The organism is Streptomyces sp. NPDC052043 (genome assembly GCF_044548235.1).
GTDB lineage: Bacteria > Actinomycetota > Actinomycetes > Streptomycetales > Streptomycetaceae > Streptomyces.
Genome location: NZ_JBIUBT010000007.1, coordinates 385,210 through 406,152 on the forward strand (window position 1 = coordinate 385,210; position 20,943 = coordinate 406,152).

Annotated in this window: 18 protein-coding genes; 9 read left to right on the forward strand and 9 right to left on the reverse strand. The window is 73.2% G+C overall.

All coding sequences use genetic code 11. The features are described 5' to 3' along the window. Positions 1-168 precede the first annotated feature (168 nt). Positions 169-399 (forward strand): hypothetical protein, encoded by a 231-nt coding sequence (locus tag ACIHCX_RS20325; protein ID WP_400031276.1) that lies wholly within the window; start codon positions 169-171, stop codon positions 397-399. 145 nt (positions 400-544) lie between these two features. Continuing rightward, positions 545-2,086 carry an LCP family protein gene (locus ACIHCX_RS20330; RefSeq protein WP_400031278.1) on the forward strand — a complete coding sequence of 514 codons (1,542 nt, stop codon included), beginning with the start codon at positions 545-547 and terminating at the stop codon, positions 2,084-2,086. Between the two features lie 107 nt (positions 2,087-2,193). Here the strand turns inward: ACIHCX_RS20330 and ACIHCX_RS20335 are convergent, their stop codons facing one another. Then, on the reverse strand, positions 2,194-3,321 hold the full coding sequence (locus ACIHCX_RS20335) for an LAETG motif-containing sortase-dependent surface protein (protein WP_400031280.1): 1,128 nt from the start codon (positions 3,319-3,321) through the stop codon (positions 2,194-2,196). Positions 3,322-3,464: 143 nt separating this feature from the next. Here ACIHCX_RS20335 and ACIHCX_RS20340 point away from each other — a divergent pair, with 143 nt between their 5' ends. Next, positions 3,465-4,286 (forward strand): phospholipid scramblase-related protein, encoded by an 822-nt coding sequence (locus tag ACIHCX_RS20340; protein ID WP_400031282.1) that lies wholly within the window; start codon positions 3,465-3,467, stop codon positions 4,284-4,286. Between the two features lie 7 nt (positions 4,287-4,293). On the opposite strand, the gene ACIHCX_RS20345 is transcribed toward ACIHCX_RS20340, so the two are convergent. After that, entirely contained in the window at positions 4,294-5,283 is a 990-nt protein-coding gene (locus ACIHCX_RS20345) for a hypothetical protein (protein ID WP_400031284.1), read from the reverse strand. Between the two features lie 319 nt (positions 5,284-5,602). On the opposite strand from ACIHCX_RS20345, the gene ACIHCX_RS20350 reads away from it, so the two are divergent. Beyond that, on the forward strand, positions 5,603-6,244 hold the full coding sequence (locus ACIHCX_RS20350) for a TetR/AcrR family transcriptional regulator (protein ID WP_400031286.1): 642 nt from the start codon (positions 5,603-5,605) through the stop codon (positions 6,242-6,244). A gap of 132 nt (positions 6,245-6,376) precedes the next feature. Here ACIHCX_RS20350 and ACIHCX_RS20355 read toward each other — a convergent pair whose 3' ends face one another. Then, on the reverse strand, positions 6,377-7,441 hold the full coding sequence (locus tag ACIHCX_RS20355) for a DUF2510 domain-containing protein (protein ID WP_400031288.1): 1,065 nt from the start codon (positions 7,439-7,441) through the stop codon (positions 6,377-6,379). Between the two features lie 180 nt (positions 7,442-7,621). On the opposite strand from ACIHCX_RS20355, the gene ACIHCX_RS20360 reads away from it, so the two are divergent. Then, a complete protein-coding gene (locus tag ACIHCX_RS20360) occupies positions 7,622-10,309 on the forward strand; it encodes an ATP-binding protein (RefSeq protein WP_400031290.1) in 2,688 nt (895 codons plus the stop codon). 87 nt (positions 10,310-10,396) lie between these two features. Here the strand turns inward: ACIHCX_RS20360 and pcaD are convergent, their stop codons facing one another. Genes pcaD through pcaH form a run of 4 tightly spaced genes read right to left on the reverse strand, consistent with a single transcriptional unit; the run spans position 10,397 to position 14,258 of the window. Then, a complete protein-coding gene (gene pcaD / locus ACIHCX_RS20365) occupies positions 10,397-11,530 on the reverse strand; it encodes a 3-oxoadipate enol-lactonase (protein ID WP_400031292.1) in 1,134 nt (377 codons plus the stop codon). Next, positions 11,524-12,876 (reverse strand): 3-carboxy-cis,cis-muconate cycloisomerase, encoded by a 1,353-nt coding sequence (pcaB, locus tag ACIHCX_RS20370; RefSeq protein ID WP_400031294.1) that lies wholly within the window; start codon positions 12,874-12,876, stop codon positions 11,524-11,526. The genes pcaD and pcaB overlap by 7 nt, the downstream gene beginning before the upstream one ends. Next, complete coding sequence (gene pcaG, locus ACIHCX_RS20375; protein ID WP_400031296.1) at positions 12,873-13,478, reverse strand: protocatechuate 3,4-dioxygenase subunit alpha; 606 nt, start codon at positions 13,476-13,478, stop codon at positions 12,873-12,875. The genes pcaB and pcaG overlap by 4 nt, the downstream gene beginning before the upstream one ends. 6 nt (positions 13,479-13,484) lie before the next feature. Continuing rightward, positions 13,485-14,258 carry a protocatechuate 3,4-dioxygenase subunit beta gene (pcaH, locus tag ACIHCX_RS20380; protein WP_400031298.1) on the reverse strand — a complete coding sequence of 258 codons (774 nt, stop codon included), beginning with the start codon at positions 14,256-14,258 and terminating at the stop codon, positions 13,485-13,487. 292 nt (positions 14,259-14,550) lie between these two features. On the opposite strand from pcaH, the gene ACIHCX_RS20385 reads away from it, so the two are divergent. After that, positions 14,551-15,015 (forward strand): MarR family winged helix-turn-helix transcriptional regulator, encoded by a 465-nt coding sequence (locus tag ACIHCX_RS20385; protein ID WP_400031300.1) that lies wholly within the window; start codon positions 14,551-14,553, stop codon positions 15,013-15,015. A gap of 61 nt (positions 15,016-15,076) precedes the next feature. Here ACIHCX_RS20385 and ACIHCX_RS20390 read toward each other — a convergent pair whose 3' ends face one another. Next, a complete protein-coding gene (locus ACIHCX_RS20390) occupies positions 15,077-16,081 on the reverse strand; it encodes a DUF3048 domain-containing protein (RefSeq protein ID WP_400031378.1) in 1,005 nt (334 codons plus the stop codon). A gap of 213 nt (positions 16,082-16,294) precedes the next feature. On the opposite strand from ACIHCX_RS20390, the gene ACIHCX_RS20395 reads away from it, so the two are divergent. Beyond that, complete coding sequence (locus ACIHCX_RS20395) at positions 16,295-17,485, forward strand: zinc-dependent alcohol dehydrogenase (protein ID WP_400031302.1); 1,191 nt, start codon at positions 16,295-16,297, stop codon at positions 17,483-17,485. 84 nt (positions 17,486-17,569) lie between these two features. Here ACIHCX_RS20395 and ACIHCX_RS20400 read toward each other — a convergent pair whose 3' ends face one another. Next, the gene (locus tag ACIHCX_RS20400; RefSeq protein ID WP_400031304.1) at positions 17,570-18,640 is read right to left on the reverse strand and encodes an ATP-dependent DNA ligase; all 1,071 of its coding nucleotides are present in this window, start codon (positions 18,638-18,640) and stop codon (positions 17,570-17,572) included. A 74-nt stretch (positions 18,641-18,714) separates the two neighbouring features. Between ACIHCX_RS20400 and ligD the strand changes: the two genes are divergently transcribed. Further along, a complete protein-coding gene (ligD, locus tag ACIHCX_RS20405) occupies positions 18,715-19,752 on the forward strand; it encodes a non-homologous end-joining DNA ligase (RefSeq protein ID WP_400031306.1) in 1,038 nt (345 codons plus the stop codon). A 106-nt stretch (positions 19,753-19,858) separates the two neighbouring features. Continuing rightward, positions 19,859-20,932 (forward strand): LacI family DNA-binding transcriptional regulator, encoded by a 1,074-nt coding sequence (locus ACIHCX_RS20410; RefSeq protein WP_400031308.1) that lies wholly within the window; start codon positions 19,859-19,861, stop codon positions 20,930-20,932. Positions 20,933-20,943 lie beyond the last annotated feature (11 nt).

Here is a 20,943-nt window from a genome sequence, read left to right on the forward strand (position 1 = left end):
TCGGCAGGATGGCTCACGCCGCCCATCTTCCCCGGTCAGGACCCCAATTCGCCAGCCGGGCAAGCTCGGTGACGGTGAGGGTGCGCGTCCGGAGGCTTCCCGGACCTCGAGTCCGACGGGCGGGAGATCGCCTCGGGTCAACAATTGCGCAACCCGTAAACTGTCTCCATGGAATCCGGTGGTGTGGTGGGGCAGGAGGCCGCGGTCCTCGAGGGTGGGCCGGCGGACGGGATGCGGGTCGAGGTCGCCGGGCGGCCGTGGGTGCTTCAGGTGTCGTTCCCCTGCGGGGTGGAGGCGCCGCGGGACGGCGTGCGTGTGGATGCGGTGTACGTCTACCGTCGTGACGCGCGCGTGAAGGGCGAGCCGCTGCGCTACGGCTTCGACGTGGCCAGTCCCTGACCCGTCGCGACGGTTCGGGGTGCGGTCGGTCGTGCACCCCGTCGCGGAGCGCTCTCATCAACTGTTGCTACATTGCGCAACTGTACAACCATTGGGTGGGGAGAGTCGTCCCCTCCGTATGAGTACGACGGATGAGGGTGCGCGCATGACGACCAGCGACAAGACGGCTCCGCCACGCCGCCGGAGCAGGGGTGTCCCGCCCCAGCGCCGGGGCGGTTCCCGCCGCCGCGCCTCCGGCGGCCGCGGCAAACGCACCCGCGGGCGGACGGTCCTGGTGGTGGCGCTGTCCCTGCTGGTGCTCGGCACCGCCGGTCTGGGCTGGCTCTATCTGCGGCTCAACGGCAACATCAACACCTTCGCCGCCGACGGCCTGTCCGGCGACCGGCCCGAGGCGGGCTCGTCCAAGGGGGAGAACGTCCTGGTCATCGGCTCCGACGCGCGCGTCGGCGGCAACGACGCCCTCGGCGGCGGCAGCAAGGACGACATAGGCCGCTCCGACACCGCGTTCCTGCTGCACGTCTACGCCGACCACCGGCACGCCCTCGCGGTGTCCATCCCCCGGGACACCCTGGTCACCATCCCGCCCTGCAAGCTTCCCAACGGCAGCTGGACCGAGGAGCAGCCGAACACGATGTTCAACGCCGCGTACTCGGTCGGCAGCACCGCCGCGGGCAACCCGGCCTGTAGCCAGAACACCGTCGAGCACCTCACCGGGCTGCGCGTGGACCACACCGTCGTCGTCGACTTCAAGGGATTCGCCGCGCTCACCGACGTGGTGGGCGGGGTGCCGGTGTGCGTGCCGCAGGACATCTACCAGAAGGACCTCAACCCCAACCGGGCGACCCGCGGTTCACTGCTGTTCACCAAGGGCGAGCGGAGCGTCGCCGGACAGCAGGCGCTGGACTGGGTCCGCATCCGGCACGGCATCGGCGACGGCTCCGACATAGGGCGGATCAAGCGCCAGCAGGCGTTCGTCGCCAGCCTCATCAAGAAGGTCAAGGCCGACGGGTTCACCCCGACCAAGCTGCTTCCCCTCGCCGACGCCGCGACCAAGTCGCTCACCGTGGACCCCGGTCTGGGCTCGGCCGACAAACTGCTGTCGTTCGCGATGTCGCTGAAGAACATAGACCTGCACAACACCAAGTTCGTCACGGTCCCGTGGCGCTACCAGGGAGCGCGGGTCGCCGTCGTGGAGCCGGACGCCTCGGAGCTGTGGGCCGCGCTCAGGGCCGACCGCACCATCGACGGCAAGGACGCCGGCGGCGACAAGGGCAAGGCGGGTGCCTCCGCGTCCCCGGACACCGGCCGCAGCGACCTGGGCAAGGGCATCGACGTGAGTGTCTACAACGGCACCACCACCCCCGGCCTCGCCACCCGCGGCGCCTCGGTGCTCACCGGCAGCGGCTTCACCGTCACCGACACCGGGAACGCGGGCAGCCAGAACCACGCCGCCACCCTGATCCAGTACGGACCCGGCCAGCAGGCCGAGGCCGAGACGGTCGCCAAGCTCTTCCCCGGTGCCGAGCTCCAGGCCCTGACCGGACCGGGCATCAACGTGGTCCTGGGCGAGGACTTCACGGCCACCGCGGACGGGGCCTCGGCCGAGCCGACCTCCATGCCCACGTCGGTGGCGGCGGAAGCCCGCTCGGCCGACGACGACCTGTGCTCCAACCTGTCCTACGGATAGGCCGGGCGCGCCGGTGCGGAGCCCTGCCCGCCCGGCCGCCGACGGCGAAGGGCCGCACCCGCTTCTGCGGGTGCGGCCCTCGTGCTTCAGTGCGTCAGGGGCGCACATCAGGCAGAGGCGACGCCGCTGCCGGCCTTGCGACGGCGCACCACGAACACGGCGCCCGCGCCGACGGCGACCGCGGCGCCGCCCGCCAGGGCGATCGCCGGCAGCGCCGAGCTGGAGCCGGTCTCGGCGAGGTGGCCCTGCGGGACGATCTCGTTGTCGCCGGCCGGCTTGACCGGCAGCGACTTCCTGCCGCCCTGCGGCTTGGCGTCGCCCGGGTTGGCCTGCTTGGAGCCGGCGGCGAGGACGTCGAACTGGTAGAAGTCGTCGTCGCTGGAGTAGACGCAGTTGCCCTTGTCGTCGGCGTACATGCCGATGGAGATGGCGAAGCCCAGGCCGGCCGGGGCCTTGCTGTCGATGCTCAGCCGCAGGTCGATGGAGAAGGACTCCTTGGCCCGCACGTCCGTGTAGCCGAGGTAGCCGGCGCCCTCGTCGTTCTCGTCCAGGGAGATGTTCTGCCACGTGCCGGTGGCCGGGTCCTTGAACTGGAGCGTGAGGTAGCCCGAGGTGACTTCGTACGTCTTCTCGTCGACCTGAGCGGCGAACACCCCGAGGTCGACACGCTGGTAGGCGTTGTCGCCGGAGTTGTTGACGTTCAGCTTGAAGTTGTGGAAGCCGCTGCCCGCGACGATCTTCGAGGGCAGGCCGGACAGGCTGGTGTGCAGGTTCTTGTCCTGCTTGTAGTCGTCGGTGTCGTTGCACACCTGCGGGCCCGGCGTCTCGGAGGGCGAGGCGCTGGGGGTGGGGGTGGGGGTGGGGGTGGCCGACTCGTCGTCGGTGGGCGTGGTGCCCTCGTCGTCCTTCGAGCCGGACCCGTTCTCGGGGTTGTCGGACTTCTCGCCGGTGTCGTCCGACTGCTCGTCGGTGGCGGGGGTGGTGGTGTCGTCGGCGTCCTTCGAAGGGTTCCCCTTCTCCTCGGTCTGGTCGTCGCCGTTCGACGGGGCGTCAGCGTTCGGCTGGTCGTCAGCGTTCGGCTGGTCCTCGGTGTTCGAGGGGGCCTCGGTGTCGGCCGCCTCGGCAGCCGTCGTGGCCGGAGACTCCGTGGCGAAGGCGGCGGGGGCCGCAAGAAGCACAGCGGGTGTGATGGCTGCCGTGGCTGCTGCGAGAGCCAGGGAACGGCGAATCTTCATGCGAACCTCGAAAGGAGTGGCCAATGTATGCGCAAAGGAGATCGCCGAAAGCTGTGAAGGGTTGCCCGGAGAACCGAGGTCTCATGTGTGACGTACGTCACTCACGAGGACGGGTCCCGCCCGCCCGGCGGTAGTGTGCGCCGGTGAGTACGTACTCGAACACACCGGCAGGTTGGTACCCGGATCCGCACGGAGCGGCCCAGACGCTGCGTTACTGGGACGGTTCCCAGTGGACGGAGCACACCCACGCCGACCCGCAGGCCCACGTCGCGCAGCAGGTGCCGCCGCAGCCGGCCGCCCCCGACCCGCGCGTGCAGCGCCAGGTCCAGCACCAGGCCGGCGTCGCTCCGGGGGTGCAGGGCGGCGGTTCGCTGTTCAGTGAGCCGGTGCTCGTGGTGAACCAGAAGGCCAAACTGATCGAGCTGACCAACGAGTACGAGGTCTTCGACCAGCACGGCAACCGGATCGGCGCGGTCACCGAGGTCGGGCAGAGCGCGCTGAAGAAGGCGGTGCGGTTCGTCTCCAGCCTCGACCAGTTCATGACGCACAGGCTGGAGATCCGCGACGCCTACGGCACACCCCAGTTGGTGCTCACCCGGCCGGCGAAGGTCCTCAAGTCGCGGGTGGTGGTGTCCCGTCCGGACGGCTCCGAGGTCGGCGAGATCGTCCAGCAGAACGTCTTCGGCAAGATCAACTTCGCGATGAACGCGAACGGTCAGCAGGTCGGCGCGATCAAGGCGGAGAACTGGCGCGCCTGGAACTTCGCCATCGTCGACCACGCCGACAACGAGGTCGCCCGGATCACCAAGACCTGGGAGGGTCTGGCCAAGACGATGTTCACGACCGCCGACAACTACGTCCTCCAGATCCACTACCAGCTGCCCGAGCCGCTGCTGAGCCTGGTGGTCGCCACCGCGCTGACCGTCGACACGGCGCTCAAGCAGGACTCGCGCGGCTGGAACTGACCGGCGGTCACAGCGGGGTGAGGTGTCCCGGCCCCAGCGGCCGGGACGGCGGCGCCGGTTCCCGGGAGGGCGGTTCCGGCTCCAGGGCGAGCAGGGCGGCCACGGGATGCGCCGGGCCGCCGCCCTGTCCGGAGTGCTCCGGGCCCTGTCCGGGGTGCGCGTCCGCGGGCCCCGCCTCCTGGGGGGTTGCCCGCGCGAGCACCACAACCCCCCAGGAGGCGAGGGCCGCGCCCGCCGACGCCAGCAGCACGCCCGTCGCGCCACCCCGCAGTCCCTGGCCGAGCAGGGTGAGCCCGATCAGCGCGGCCGCCGCCGGGTTGGTCAGCGTCAGCACCGCGAGCGGGGCGCCCAGCCCCTCCCGGTAGGCGGTCTGCGACAGCAGCAGGCCACCGGTCGCGAAGGCCGCGACGAGCAGCGCCACCATGATCACGCGGGCGCTCAGCAGCGGGCCGGAGTGGTCCGTGGCGGCCACCGTCACCGTCTGGGTGAGCGCGGAGGCCACGCCCGAGGCGACCCCCGACGCGGTCGCGTGCCGCAGGCCCGGCCGCGCTCCGGGCCGTGACAGTGTGCCGATCAGGACGGCCGTGGCGCCCGCGACCGACAGTGCTTCGACGGGGCTCAGTACGCGTTGTGGGGCAGGCCCGGAGGCCGCGAGGAGCAGGGCGGCGAGGCCGAGCAGTGTGCACGCGGTGCCCCGCCACTCGGCCGGCGCGACCCGTCGCCCGGCCATCCGCGCCCCCAGCGGCACGGCGGCCACGAGTGTCAGCGCGCCGAGCGGCTGGACCACGGTGAGCGGGCCGTACTTCAGGGCCGCCACGTGCAGCAGGGCCGCCGATCCGTTCAGTGCGACGGCCCACCACCAGGCGCCCGCGCGAAACAGTCCGCGCACGCCCGTGCCAGGGGTGCGCGCGGCGAGCCGCTCCTGGGCGACCGCGGCCGTCGCGTAGGCGACGGCCGAGAACAGCGACAGGACCACGGCCGTCAGGGCGGCGCTCACCGGCCCGCTCCCGCCGGGGTGTTCCCCCCGGCCGGCCGGGACGCACGGACGAGCGGGCGCCGCGCCGGTCCGCCGTGCTCCGCTTCGGCGGCCTCGCTTCGGGTTGTCATGCCAGGCCCTCTCGTGACGGTCGTGCGTGGGTGGTGCTGTCCGCCCCGTGTCGTTGTATGGTACATCGATACGCAAGCGTACCGATACGTCAGTGTACCGATACGCGGGCGTACCGGTACACTGACGTATCGATGGACGTTCGCCGACACGGGAGAGCGGGTCCTGATCCCGGGCTCGAGCTCCCGGGACACGAGTGAGGAGCGCAGCGATGGCATCGCAGGCCGCGGACGAGCCGGAGACGGTTGTCGCCCCGCGCCGCTCCAAGCTCACGCCGGAGCGTGAGCAGGAGTTCTTCGACGCCGTGCTCGAGCAGATCCGCGAGCACGGCTACGACGCCGTCACCATGGAGGGCGTCGCCGCCAGCACCCGGTGCAGCAAGTCGACGCTCTACCGGCAGTGGCGGACCAAGCCGCAGTTCGTGGCGGCGGCCCTGCGCTCCAGTGGCCGCTGCCGCTTCGCCGGCATCGACACCGGCTCGCTCACCCAGGACCTGCGGGAGGTCGTACGGGTCGCGGGCGAGTGGTCGGGCCGGGACACCCGCCTCCTCCAGGCGCTCGGGCACGCGATCATGCTGGACCCCGAGCTGAAGCGGGCGCTGCGCGAGACGCTGGTCGAGCCGGAGATCGCCGCGCTGCGGGAGATCCTGCGGCGCGGGGTGGAGCGGGGCGAGGTCCGCGCGGACCACCCCGCGCTGGAGTTCGTGCCGGCGCAGCTGTTCGGCGTCCTGCGGATCCGGCCCGTGCTGGAGGGGGCGTACGCCGACCCGGACTACCTGGTCCGGTTCCTGGAGGCCGCGGTGCTGCCGGCACTGGGCCTCGGTTCACGACCCAGGCCGCCGTCCCCGGGATGACCGGGCGGTGACCTGCTCGCGCCGCACCGTGGGGACGGGGGCGGCGCGCACCCCCGGCCGGGCGGGGTACCTCTGGAGCGGAGAGGTGCCCCGCCCGGCCGCCGTACGTCGGGGCGCGGTGCGGACGCCGGCTCAGACGTTCTGGCCGCTGCCGCCGCCCGAGGACACCTCGATGCCCCGGGTGATGTCGTCGATCACGGACTGCGGCTCCCCGACGTCGAGGCCGAAGCGGACGACGACCAACTGCCGGGAGTCGGCGGGCGAGGGGAAGGCCAGCGACTCCACGTACCCGTCGGCGCCCTTGCTGGTGACGGCCTTCCAGCGGACCAGGTAGCCCTTCTGCCCGGCCACCGTCACCGCCTTGGAGGCCAGCACCTGGTGGGAGGTGATCCCGCCGTAGGCCCCGCCCCCGTAGGAGTCCTCGGCGTTCGCCGCTATGTCGGCCTTGGCGACCTCCTCGGGCGTGCTCCCGCGGGTGCCCAGCGCGAGCGCGGGCGCCGAGAAGGCACCGCCCTTGGTACAGCTCTTGGAGGTGTCGCCGGGGCACTTGTAGGCGTCGTTCGACGTGACCTGGGCGCCCACCCCCAGTTCCTGGCCGTACCAGCCGTCGGGTATGGGCAGGCTGATGCCGCTGACCGCGTCGGTCACCGAGCCGCTCTTGATCTTCGGTGCCTCGGACGGCCCGCCGCCCGACCCGCCGGAGTCGCCCGAGCCGCCGGAGTCCCCCGACCCGCCGGAGTCCCCCGACCCGCCGGAGCCGCCCGGGCCGCCGAAGGGGCCGCCGTCCTCGCCGCTGCCGCCCCGGCCGTCCGGCCCCTGCCGGGATCCGGCACGGCCGTCCTTGCCGCCGGTGTCGTGGGCCAGCGCGTACACGCCGACGCCGATGCTCGCCAGCACCGCGGCCGCCACCGCGACGGCGATGCCGGTGCGCAGGCCGCGGCGCGCGGTGCCGGGCGGCCGGCCCGGATATCCGGGGTGCGCCGGATAGCCCGGATACCTGGGATACCCCGGATGTCCCGGGTGGTCCTGGTACGGCCCGGGGGTCGCCTGCTGTGCCGGGGGACCCCACGCGGCGGCCGACCCGACGGGACGGGTCTGGTCCGTCCATGCCCTACCGTCCCACCAGCGCTCGGTGGCGGGGCCGTCACTTGTCTGCCCGGGGTCGGGGTACCACCCGGGAGGAGTCACCTGCGTCATGTCCCTACCGTATGAGGCGTCGGTGAAAGCCCGATGAGAGGACCCCGGTCACGCTCCCCGCGCCCCCTTTACCGCAGGTCACCCGTCAAGGCAACAGGAGCGGGACGGGCCGCCGCGCCGGCCGCTCGGGTACTACGCTCGAAGTCTGCAGGCTGCCGGGTGACTTGGGGAGGTAGCGGGATGACGGAGGGACGGCCGGGTACGGCCGCCTCGGCCTCGCTGTGGGAGCGTGACGAGGAACTCACCGCCGTCGTACGCGCGCTCGACGTCCTGTGCGCCGACCGCGCGTCCTCGGGAGGACTGCTGGTCCTGGAGGGCGAGGCCGGTCTGGGGAAGACCGCCCTGCTGACCGAGAGTTACCGCATCGCCCGGGCACGCGGCTGCGCGGTGTGGTCGGCGCGCGGCGGCGAGACCCTGCGCTCCGTCCCCTTCAACGTGGTGCGGCAGTTGCTCCAGCCCGTGCTGTTGTCGCTGATGCCCGAGGAGGCCCGCGAGTACCTCGGCGACTGGTACCACATCGCCGGCCCCGCCCTCGGCATCGCGGAACCCCGGGACGGGCAGGCCGACCCGCAGGGCGTGTGCGACGGACTGGTCGCCGCCGTGCGCCGGCTGGCCGAACGCGAGTGGCCGCTGGTGCTGCTGATCGACGACGCCCACTGGGCCGACGTGGAGACCCTGCGCTGGCTCGCCGCGTTCGCCGAGCGCCTCGACGACCTGCCCGTGCTGCTCGTGGTGGCCCGCCGGCCCGGCGGGACCGGCGGCGAGGGCGCCCGGTGCCTGGACGCCGCCGTCGCCGCGGCGGGCGTGCACACCCTGAGCGCCCTGACCCCCGAGGCGACCGCCGGACTCACCCGCACCGCCCTCGGCCCGCACGCCGACGCCCCGTTCTGCCGCGAGGTGTGGGCGGTCACCGGCGGCAACCCCTACGAGACCGTCGAACTGCTCGCCAAGGTGCGCGACAGCGAGCTGGAACCGGTCGAGGCCCGGGCCGCCGAGCTGCGCGCCCTCAACCGCTCGGCCCGCGGCGGCGGCCTCATCACCCGCCTGGAGGAACTCGGCATCGACGCCACCCGGTTCGCCTGGGCCGCCGCCGTCCTGGGCGCCGGCATCACCGTGGACCTGGTCACCCGGCTGGCCACCATGAACCGGGACGACGCCGCGCGCTGCGCTGCACTGCTGTGCCGCGCCCGCATCCTCACCGAGCCGGACCCGGCGACCCGGGGCGGCGGCGGGGAGCTGGAGTTCGTGCACCCGCTGATAGCCACCGACGTCTACAACTCCATCCCGGACGCCCTGCGCACCGCCCTGCACGGCATCGCCGCCCGGGTCGTCGCCGACTCCGGGTTCGGCGCCGCCGCGGCCTCCCGGCACCTGCTCCAGGTCCACCCGGACGACGACGAGGAACTCGTCGAGCAGCTGCGTCAGGCGGCCCGCGAACACCTCGCCGTCGGCGCGTCCGACGCGGCCCGCCGCTGCCTGGAGCGGGCCCTGCTGGAGCCGCCGACACCCAGGACGCACGCGCGCGTGCTCTACGAACTGGGCTGCGCCACGCTGCTGACCGCGCCCGCCACCACCATCGAGCACCTCCAGCGGGCGCTCGCCATACCGGGTCTGGACGGCGCCATCCGGGTGGACGCCGTGTGGCGGCTGTCCCAGGCCCTGCTCCACAACGACCAGCCGGCGGAGGCCGTCCGCACGGTCGCGGCGGAGGCCGCCCGCCACGAGGCGGGGCCCACCCGGATGCGGTTGCAGGCCGTGCGGTACATGTGGGAAGGCCTGAACACCGGCGGGACCGGCTCCCCGCGTCGCTCCGAGCGGCTCGCCCACCTCGCCGCCGGCTGCACCGGACGCGACAACTCCGAACGTGCCCTGCTGATCCTGCGCGGCTTCGACGCCATGACCCGCGGTGAGAGCGCCGAGGAGGTCGTCGAGCTGTGCGACCGGGCCCTCGTCAACGGCAGCCTCGCACCCGGACTCGGCTGGACCGACACCGAGTGGGGCATCGAACTGCTGCTGATGCTCGCCAGCGCCTACGCCTACTGCGACCGCCTCGACCGGGCCGAGACCCTCTACTCCGAGGGTCTGCGCGCCTACGAGACCGCCGGCTGGAGCGGGGGCCACCTCGCCCTCGCCCACGCCTACGTCGGCCTCGGGCACCGCAGGCGCGGCCGGCTGCGGGAGGCGGAGGAGTCCCTGCGCGCGTCGCTGCGCCTGGCCGAGCGGGTCGGCCGCGGGCTGCCCCTCTACTGGACGGCGACCTGCAACCTCGTCGACACCCTGCTCGCCCGCGGCCATGTCGAGCGGGCCTGGGAGGTCGCCGAGCAGCACGCCTTCGCCCCGCCCTACCCGTCGACCATCGTGCTGCCCGACCCGCACAGCGTGCGCGGCCGGCTGCTGCTGGCCCTGGGCCGCACCGAGGACGGCATCAAGGAACTGGAGGCGGCCGAGAAGGCGGCGGCCGCCCGTGGCCACCAGAACCCGGTGACGGTGCCCTGGGCCGCCGACCTGGCCCGCGCGCTCGTCACCGAGCACCCCGAGCGGGCCGGCCGGCTCGTCGTCGGCCTCCGCCGCCACGCCGAGCGGTTCGGCACCGACACCGCCATAGGAGAGGCCCTGCGCTGCGCCGCGGCCCTGGAGACCGGCCGGCGCGCGGTCGGGCTGGCCGCCCAGGCCGTCACCTACCTGGAGGCCTCCCCCTGCCAGTACGAACACGCCGTCGCCCGCGTCGAGTTCGGCATCGTCTCGGGCTCGGCCTCCGAACTGGGCCGGGGCCTGGCCCTGGCGCGCTCATGCGGCGCGGACGGCCTGGCGGACCAGGCCGCACGACTGCTGGCATCGGACCACGGCCCGGCCCGGTCCACACCGTAGGACCCACCCGGCGGCCCACGCCGCGGACACGGGGTCAGGTATGTCGCCGGCGGCCGGCGGGCCGCCGACGGTGCCGGCCTCGCCGGGTCAGTCCTCGCCGGACTCCTCGGCGTCGGACTCCTCGGCCAGGACTCGCTGGGCCACCGCGAACGCCGAGTTCGCTGCCGGGACCCCGCAGTACACGGCGCTCTGGAGGAGCACCGCGCCGATCTCCTCCGGCGTGAGCCCGTTGCGGCGGGCCGCCCGTACGTGCATGGCCAGCTCGTCGTAGTGGCCGTGCGCGATCAGCGCCGTCAGGGTGACCATGCTGCGCTCGCGGCGGCTGAGCGTCGGGTCGGTCCAGATCTCGCCCCAGGCGTAGCGGGAGATGAAGTCCTGGAAACGGGCCGTGAACGGGGTCTGCCGGGCCTGCGCCCGGTCCACGTGTGCGTCGCCGAGCACCTCGCGGCGCACCTCCATGCCTCGTCGGGGAGCACCGCCGAGGTGGGTGCGCAGCGCCGCCAGGACCGCCTCGGGGCACTGTGCGGGCGCCAGGTGGGAGGCGCCGGGGATCTCCACCAGCGCGGAGCCGGGCACCGCGTCGGCGATCTGCCGCAGATGCGCGGGCGGAGTGGCCGGGTCCTCGCGGCCCGCGACGAGCAGTGTGCGCGCGCCGATCTCCGGCAGCCGGTCGGTCAGGTCGAAGGCGGCCAGCGCGTCGCAGCAGGCGGCGTACGCCTCCGGGTCGGCCTCCCGGTGGTCCCGGACCAGCCCCGGCACGGTGAAGTCACCGGCGAACCACCGGGCGCCGGCGCTCTCGGCCAGCCACTCCAGCCCGTCCCGCCGGACCCGCTCGGCCCGCTCCTGCCACGCCCTGGCACCGTTGAAGTGGGCCGACGAGCAGAGCACGGCGAGCGAGTCGACGCGCTCGGGATGGTGCACGGCCAGGTGCAGACCCACCGCACCGCCCAGCGACACCCCGGCGTACGCGAACCGTTCGACACCGAGCGAGTCGGCGAGCGCCAGCACCAGGCCGGCGAGGTCGCCGACAGTCGCGCCGGGCCCGATCAGCCCGGCCGGCGAACCCCCGTGCCCGGGCAGGTCCCAGCGGACCACCCGGTGGGAGACCGCCAGCTCGGGGGCGACCTTGTCCCACAGCGCGTACGACGTGCCGAGGGACGGCCCGAGCAGCAGCGGGGGAGCGGAGGCGGGTCCTTCGAGAAGGTGGTGCAGGGTCAACATCGCTCCAGGGAACGGTCGGTGAGGGCTCCGGCGGAGCCGGTGTAATGGGTCGGGTCGGTGAGCTCGCCCAGGTCCACGTCCTTCAACTCGGGCTGCTCGGCCAAGAGTTCGCCGAGGCCACGGTTCTCGGTGTAGGTGCGCCGGGCGAGTTCGGTGAGCAGCTCCTTCGCCCGGGCACGGCCGAGAAGGCGGGCCAGCTCGGCCGACAGCCGCTCGGAGACGATCAGCCCGTGGGTCAGCCCGAGATGCGCGCGCATCGCGTCGGCGTCCACCCGCAGCCCCTCGGTCAGCTCCACGGCATCGCGGGCCGCGCCGCCGACGAGCCGCAGCAGCTCCCGCAGCGGCTCCCATTCGGCGTGCCAGGCACCGGGCGGCCGTTCGTCCTGCGCCGCCATCGACCCGTAGAGGGTGGCCGCGAGTTGCGGCGCGCGCCGGGCGGCGGCCGCGATCAGCGTGGACCGCACCGGGTTCGCCTTGTGCGGCATGGCGGAGGAACCGCCGCCCCTGCCCTCGGCGAGTTCGGCGGTCTCCGTGCGCGCCAGGACCAGCACGTCCGCGGCGATCTTGCCCAGCGCCCCGGCGGTGAAGGCGAGGCATCCGGCGAGGTCGGCGACCGGGGTGCGCAGTGTGTGCCAGGGCAGCAGCGGCTCGCACAGGTCCAGTTCACGGGCGTACGCGGTGACGAGCGCCAGCGGGTCCTCGGCGCCGTACGCGGAGAAGGCCGCCAAGGTCCCCGCCGCGCCGCCGAGTTGGACGGGCAGGGAGTCCCGCACCCGGGTCAGGCGGTCGCGGGCGTCCAGTACCAGCGACCGCCACCCGGCGGCCTTCAGGCCGAACGTCGTCGGCACGGCGTGCTGGGTCAGCGTCCGTCCCGGCATCGCCGTGTCCCGGTGTTCGGCGGCCGTCCGGGCCAGCGCCTGTTCGGTGCGGGCCAGGTCGGCCAGGACCAGGTCCAGGGTGCGCACGGCGACCAGCATCGTCGCCGTGTCCATGATGTCCTGGCTGGTCGTGCCGCGGTGGACGTAGCGGCCGTACTCCTCGCCCACGGCCCGGGTGAGGTCGGCGACCAGCGGAATGACCGGGTTGCCGCCCCCACGGGCGCGCTCCGCGAGCGCGCGCACGTCGAAGCGGCCCGGATCGGCGGCCCGGGTCACCGCCTCGGCCGCACGGGCCGGGGCCAGGCCGAGCGCGGCCTGGGCCCGGGTGAGCGCCGCCTCCGCGTCGAGCAGGGCCCCCAGATAGGCCAGGTCGCTCGTCGCGGACGCGGCGGGGGAGCCGGCCCACCCCGGGCCGAGCAGGCCGACGTCGAGGCCGACAGCGGCGGGATCAGCGGCAGGTGGTGTCACCGGAACTCCAGGAAGACCGTCTCGCCCTCGCCCTGAAGGCGGATGTCGAAACGGTATGCCCCACTGTCCTCCCGCGCGGCGATCAGCGTGTCGCGCCGCTCCTCGTCCAGTTGGGCGAGCAGTGGGTCGGCGGCCAGCGCGGCCTCGTCACCGGGCAGGTAGATGCGCGTGAACAGGTGTACGAGCAGCCCGCGCGCGAACACGCACACGCTGAGGTAGGGGGCGTTCCGGCCGCGTGCTCCGGGGCGCAGCGTCCGCGCGTACCAGTGGCCGTCGACGTCGGTCTGGATACGGCCGAAGCCGGTGAACTCCACGCCGTTGCGGCCGAGGTGGTCGCCGGAGGCCGGGTCCCGCCGCATCGAGCCGTCGACGGCCGGCAGGTTGCCGTCCGGGTCGGGCCCCCAGACCTCCACCAGGGCGTCCGGCAGGGGCCGCCCCTCGCCGTCGTACACGTATCCGTGCACGGTGACGGTGTCCGGGTGACCCAGGGGCGCGATGTCCTCGCCGCCGCGGAAGGGGAGCGCGTAGCCGTAGAAGGGGCCCACCGTGTGCGAGGGAGTGGGCAGCACGTTCTCGGGGCTGCTCGTGTCGATCTTCGTCATGGCAGGTCAGAGTCCTTCTTCGATCCAGGTGGCGTGCGGGCCGTCCAGCACGATGTCCCAGTGGTAGCCGAGCGAGAACTCCGGCACCGACAGGCTGTGGTCGTAGGTGGCGACCAGCCGCTGCCGGGCCGCGTCGTCCGTCACGGAGTGGAGGATCGGGTCGTACGGGAACAGCGGGTCGTTCGGGAAGTACATCTGCGTCACGAGCCGCTGTGTGAACGCCGACCCGAAGAGCGAGAAGTGGATGTGCGCCGGGCGCCAGGCGTTGACGTGGTTGCGCCACGGGTACGGGCCCGGCTGGATGGTGGTGAACCGGTAGAAGCCGTCCTGGTCGGTCAGCGTGCGCCCGACGCCGGTGAAGTTCGGGTCCAGCGGGGCGTCGTGCTGCTCGCGCTGGTGGGCGTAGCGGCCCGCGGAGTTGGCCTGCCAGATCTCGACGAGCTGGCCGCGCACCGGCCGCCCGTCGCGGTCGAGCAGCCGCCCGGAGACCGTGATCCGCTCGCCGACCGGCTCCCCGGTGTGCTGGCGGGTGAGGTCGTTGTCGATCCCGGTGATGTCCCGCTCGCCGAACGCGGGCGAGGCCAGTTCGACCAGCTCCGGGTCCTTGCTGACGTCGATGGCGACCAGCGGCTGCCGGGGGTGGCGCAGCACCGAGGAGCGGTACGGCGCGTAGTCGCGGCGCGGATGGTGCTCGACCGGGGCGCCGTCGGCGACGCGCTTGTCGTACGCGGCGCGTTCGGCCGCGATCTCCTGGTCGATGTCGTGCTGAGTGAGAGTCATGGAGTTTCCTAGCGTTCCGCCGGGCGTCCGGCGACCACGGACGGTCGGCCCAGACAGTCAGAGCAGTCAGTCAGGGCAGTCAGTCAAGGCAGATAGTCAGCGCACTGACTATTTTCTCGGTGCCCTCACGCTGCCACTCGGGGCGCGCGCAGTCAATACCGTGTCGACCGGGATGAGCAGGGCGATTGAAGGATCCGAGAAGCCGTGGCGCGCGGCCGGCCCCTCGGCGGTATTGTTCAGTGCACCTACAAAAAGCCACGGGCGACACGACGGACCGACGCGAGGAGCGCACATGGGCGCGGTGGACCTCTCGACCCACCCCGGGCATCTGGCCCGGCGGTTGCAGCAGGCGCACTACCTGCTGTGGAACACGATGGTCTCCGAGGAGATCACCTCGCCGCAGTTCGCGGTCCTGAACGTGCTCGTCGCCGAGCCGGGGCTCGACCAGCGCACCGTGGGGGAGCGGGTGGGCCTCGACCGGTCCACCATCGCCGAGGTGGTCAGCCGCCTCGGCCGGCGCGGGCTGCTCGACAAGGTGCGTGACCCGCAGGACGGCCGCCGCTTCCTGCTGCGACTGACCGACGACGGCGAGCGCACCCACCGGAAGCTCACCGTGCGCACGGCCCGGATGAACCAGGTCTTCCTGGGCCCGCTCAGTGCCGAGGAGCAGGCCCTCTTCTTCGATCTCATCGGGCGGGTCGCGGACGCGGCCGAGGGACTGCGCCATCCGACGGAACCGCTCGCCGCGCAGCCCTGACCGCGCCCGGCGCCGTTCCCGGCCGCCGTCCGGTCGCCGTCCGCGGGTCACCGGTCGGGGGTCACCGGTCGGAGGTGAAGACCACCCAGACCTGGCCCCGGGCGAAGTTCACGTCCGTGCCGTCGGCGGCCGTGAACCGCGTGCCGTCGGCCGCGCTCGGGCGTTTCCAGGTGGCGTCGTACACCCGCCCGTCGCGCAGCACCTCCGCCTTTCCCGAACCGACGGTCTCGGTGTACGGGGTGTAGTTGCCGAGCGTGTCGTGCAGGTCCGACCTGCGCACCCTCACGTGCTGCACCACGACCGTCGCGGGAACCACCTGCCCGCCGTCGGTCGTGACGGTCGGCCGGCCGTCCATCGCCACCTTCCAGCCGTGCCGCCCCGCGGACCAGGTGAAGGTGAAGCGGGCCGCCGGGTAGCGGACCGTGCGCGAGGTCTCGGGGCGGCCGCCCGCGGGTGCCGGGCCGTAGTGGAAGCCGGTGGTCAGCGCGTCCGCGCCGGAGGCCGAGCCGAGGAGCCTGCCGGGGCGCAGATAGAGGTTGTGCGGGGCCGGCTTCGCGGTGCCCCGGAAGTACGCGTCGGGCTTGGCGTCGGGCGTTTTCGCGGCCAGCGGGGCGGCCTCGATCAGCGGCAGCAGTTTCTTCTGGGCGCCGGAGAAGGCGAGCGTGGGGCGGTCGAACTGGCGTAGTAGTTCGAGGTCGGACTCGCGCGCGCTGCGCACCGGTCCGACGACCGGGGGCAGCCGGGTGGCGTAGAGCGCGATCAGGCGGCTCAGCCCGCCCTCGACCTGCTCGGTGTACACGATGTCGGCGGCGTTCAGACCGGTCTGGGGGCGGGCCGCCCCCACGTTGTCGATCTTGACGGCGAGGACCGGTCCGGCGTGCTTCGGGCTCGGTGCCGGGGTCTGCGGCGGGTCCGGTTCCGGCATCGGGGAGGACGCCTTTCCGCCCCGCCCGTCCTGGACGGTGCCGTGCCGCGCCGTGCAGCCCGCCGTCAGGGTGGCCGTCGCCATGGCGGCCAGCAGCGCCACCGCCGAGGCCGTGTACCGTGCTCGCGCGTTTCGTCCGATGCCCACCGTTCGGCCCCCGTCTCCGCGTCCCTGCCTCTGAATACCTCTGAATATGTGTTTGTCCGTTCATCGGTGGCCATACCCGTTCGGTTCCGACCGGGCACGGCCTACTGGGCCGATCGGCCCCCTGAGCCGACCTGCGGTTCGGTGGGTCGGGCCCGGGTACCCGGGCGCGGCAGGGGAGACGCGGAACGACGGAGGGAGCGCGCCGCGATGAAGGCAGTGACGTGGCAGGGCAAGCGCGACGTTCGGGTCGAGGACGTCCCCGATCCGAAGATCCAGGAGCCGACGGACGCCGTCATCCGGATCACCTCGACCGGGCTGTGCGGCTCCGACCTGCACCTCTACGAGGTGCTCACGCCGTTCATGACACCGGGCGACATCCTCGGCCACGAGCCCATGGGCATCGTGGAGGAGGTCGGCGCCGGGGTGCCGAACCTCAAGCCCGGCGACCGGGTGGTCGTACCGTTCCAGATCTCCTGCGGTCACTGCTTCATGTGCTCCGCGGGCCTGACGACCCAGTGCGAGACCACCCAGGTCACCAGCGAGGGCATGGGAGCCGCCCTGTTCGGTTACACCCGCCTGTACGGGGCCGTCCCGGGCGCCCAGGCCGAGTACCTGCGCGTGCCGCAGGCCCAGTTCGGCCCGGTCAAGCTTCCCGAGGGCCCGCCCGACGAGCGGTTCCTCTACCTCTCGGACGTGCTGCCGACCGCCTGGCAGGCGGTCGTCTACGCCGACGTGCCGCGCGGCGGAAGCGTGGCCGTGCTCGGACTCGGCCCCATCGGCGACATGGCGTGCCGGGTCGCCAAGGCACGCGGCGCCGAGCGGGTGTTCGGCGTGGACCTGGTCCCGGAACGGCTGGTCCGGGCGCGTCGGCGGGGCGTGGAGACGTACGACCTGCGCGGTTTCGACAACGAGAAGGAACTGGTCGCGGCGATCCGCGACGAGACCCAGGGACGCGGACCCGACGCCGTGATCGACGCGGTCGGCACCGAGGCGCACGGCAGCGCGGCCGCCCGGCTCGTCCAGCAGGCCGCGACGGTGCTGCCGCACGCCCTGGGCGGACCGCTCGCGGAACGCTTCAGCGTGGACCGGCTCGCCGCCCTGCACACCGCCATCGAACTGGTGCGCCGCGGCGGCACGCTCTCCCTGAGCGGCGTCTACGGCGGCACGGCCGACCCCATGCCGATGATCACGCTCTTCGACAAGCAGATCCAGATGCGCATGGGCCAGGCCAACGTGCGCCGCTGGACCGACGAGATCATGCCCTTCCTGACGGACGAGGACCCGCTGGGCGTCGACGACTTCGCCACGCACCGGCTGCCGCTGTCGGACGCCCCGCACGCGTACGAGATGTTCCAGCGCAAGCAGGAGGGGGCCGTCAAGGTCGTCATGCGCCCGTGAGCGCCCGCGACCCGCGACCCGCAGCCCGCGTCCGGAAGGCCCGCGGCCCGCGTCCGGAAGGCCGCCCCACCCACGCGCACCGGCTCAGGGCCGCGAGCCGAGGACCTCCGCCAGGTCGTAGCGGACCGGCTCCTCCAACTGGGCGTAGGTGCAGCTCTCCGGTGCGCGGTCCGGGCGCCAGCGGCGGAAGCGGGCCGTGTGCCGGAACCGCGCCCCGTTCTCCATGTGGTCGTAGGCCACCTCGGCCACCCGCTCCGGCCGCAACGGAACCCAGGACAGGTCCTTCTTCCCCGACCAGCGGCTGGGCGCGCCGGGCAGCCGGGCCGTCTCGTGGGCCGCCTGGTCCGACCAGGCCGCCCACGGGTGCCCGGCCACATCGTCCATCCGCAGCGGCTCCAGCTCCTCGATCAGCTCGGCACGCCGCTTCATCGGGAACGCGGCACACACACCGACGTGGTGCAGGGTGCCCCGGTCGTCGTACAGGCCGAGCAGCAGCGAGCCGACGACCGGGCCGCTCTTGTGATGGCGGTACCCGGCGACCACCACGTCCGCCGTGCGCTCGTGCTTGACCTTGAACATGGCCCGCTCGTCCTGGAGATAGCGCAGTCCCAGCGGCTTGGCGACGATGCCGTCCAGGCCGGCGCCCTCGTACTGCTCGAACCACCGCCGGGCCACCTCGATGTCGGTCGTCGCGGGTGCCACGTGCACCGGGGCGGTCACCTCCGTCAGCGCGCGGACCAGCAGCGCGCGCCGGTCGGACAGCGGCACGTCCAGCAGTGACTCGCCGTCCAGGGCGAGCAGGTCGAAGGCCACGAAGGAGGACGGGGTCCGCTCGGCCAGCATCCGCACCCGGGAGGCGGCCGGGTGGATCCGCTCGGTCAGCGCGTCGAAGTCCAGCCGGCCCTCCCGCGCGATCACGATCTCCCCGTCCAGCACGCACCGCTCGGGCAGCCGCTCCTCGAGCGCCTCGACCAGCTCGGGAAAGTACCTGGTCAGAGGCTTTCCGGTGCGGCTGCCGAGTTCCACCTCGGGGCCGTCGCGGAACACGATCGCCCGGAACCCGTCCCACTTCGCCTCGTACTGCATGTCCGGCGGGATCCTCGCCACCGACTTGGCGAGCATCGGCTTCACGGGCGGCATCACCGGCAGGTCCATGCCTAGATTCTGCGCGCCCGCGCGCGTGCCCGCCCGGTGTGCGCGGGCGGCGCGCTGCCCCTACCGTGGCTCGCATGGGCGATGCGGTGGAACTGGAGGTGGGCGGCCGGACCGTACGGCTGTCCAGCCCGGACAAGGTCTTCTTTCCCGAGCGCGGACTCACCAAGCTGGACGTCGCCCGGTACTACCAGGCCGTCGCCCCCGGCATCCTGCGCGCCCTGCGCGACCGTCCCACCACCCTGGAGCGCTACCCGGACGGCATCACCGGCGAGTGGTTCTTCCAGAAACGGGCACCCAAGGGCATGCCCGCGTGGATTCCCACCGCCCACATCACCTTCCCCAGCGGGCGCAGCGCCGACGAGATGTGCCCCACCGAGGAGGCCGCCGTGGTGTGGGCCGCTCAGTACGGCACGCTCACCTTCCACCCCTGGCCGGTACGCCGCGACGACGTCGACCACCCCGACGAACTGCGCATCGACCTCGACCCCCAGCCCGGCACCGGCTTCACCGACGCCGTGCGCGCCGCCCACGAACTGCGGTCCGTGCTGGAGGAGTTCGGCGGTCTGCGCGGCTGGCCCAAGACCTCCGGCGGTCGCGGTCTGCACGTGTTCGTGCCGATCGAGCCGCGCTGGACCTTCACCCAGGTACGGCGCGCCGCGATCGCCGTGGGCCGGGAGATGGAACGCCGGATGCCCGAACAGGTGACGATCAAGTGGTGGAAGGAGGAGCGCGGCGCCCGTATCTTCCTGGACTACAACCAGACGGCCCGCGACCGCACCATCGCCTCCGCCTACTCCGTGCGCCCCCGCTCCCACGCCCCCGTCTCGGCACCCCTGCGCTGGGAGGAGGTCGACGCCGCACGGCCCGAGGACTTCGACGTGGCCACCATGCCGCCCCGGTTCGCCGAGGTCGGCGACGTGCACGCCGACATGGACGACCACGCCTTCTCCCTGGAGGCCCTGCTGGAACTGGCCGCCCAGGACGAGCGTGACCACGGGCTGGGCGATCTGCCCTATCCGCCGGAGTACCCGAAGATGCCCGGCGAGCCGAAGCGGGTCCAGCCGAGCCGGGCGAAGAAGGAGGGCCCGGCCGCCGGTGAGTCCGCCGGCTGAGTGCGACGGCCGCCCTGGTGACGGGCGCGCCGCGGCGCGAGAGCGCTCTCACGACGGGCCCGGGCGCGGCTATCCTGATCCGCAACCGCCGGTGAGGAGCGCAGCAGTGACCGAGACAGCGTCCCGTCCCACGTTGGAGGCCGTGGCCGCGCGGGCGGGGGTGTCGCGGGCTACCGTGTCCCGGGTGGTGAACGGCGGGGACGGGGTGCGGGAGCCGCTGGCCGAGCGGGTGCGGCAAGCCGTGGAGGAACTCGGGTACGTGCCGAACCAGGCCGCCCGCAGCCTGGTGACCAAACGGCACGACGCCGTCGCCGTCGTCATCGCCGAACCGGAGCCCCGGGTCTTCGCCGACCCCTTCTTCGCACGGCAGCTGCGGGGCATCAGCAAGGAGCTGACCGCCCACGACTCGCAGCTCGTCCTGCTGCTGACGGAGGGACGCGACGACCACGCCAGGGTCGGGCGCTACCTCGCCGGCGGCCACGTCGACGGCGCGCTCGTGTTCTCGCTGCACCTCGACGACCCGCTGCCGGGGCTGATCCGGCGTGCCGGGGTGCCGACCGTGTTCGGCGGGCGGCCCGGCTGGAGCGACGACGCCCCCGGCGCCGCGGACTTCGCGCGGACGGCCCAGAACCCCGAGGTCGTCTACGTCGACAGCGACAACCGGGGCGGTGCACGGGAGGCCGTGCGGTATCTGGTCGGCCTCGGCCGGACCAGGATCGGGCACATCACCGGAGCCCTCGACCAGACCTCGGCGGTGGACCGGCTCGACGGCTTCCGGGACGTGATGGCCGACGCGGACCCCCGGCTGATCGTGGAGAGCGACTTCACCCCGGCCGGCGGGGAGCGCGCCATGCGCGAACTCCTCGACCGCTGCCCTGACCTGGACGCGGTGTTCGCCGCCAACGACCTCACCGCCTCCGGAGCGCTGCGCGTGCTGCGTGAGCGCGGGCTGCGGGTGCCCGACGACGTCGCCGTGGTCGGCTTCGACGACATGCTGTCCGTGGCCGAGCAGACCGAGCCGCCGCTGACCACCGTGCGTCAGGACATCGAGGAGATGGGCCGGTTGATGGCCCGCCTCCTGCTGCGCGGCCTCGACGGGCACGGCGCCGAGGCCGGGGCGGGCGGTGCGCCGCGCGGTGTCGTCCTGCCGACTACCCTCGTACGGCGCGCGTCCGCGTGAGATCCGCCGGG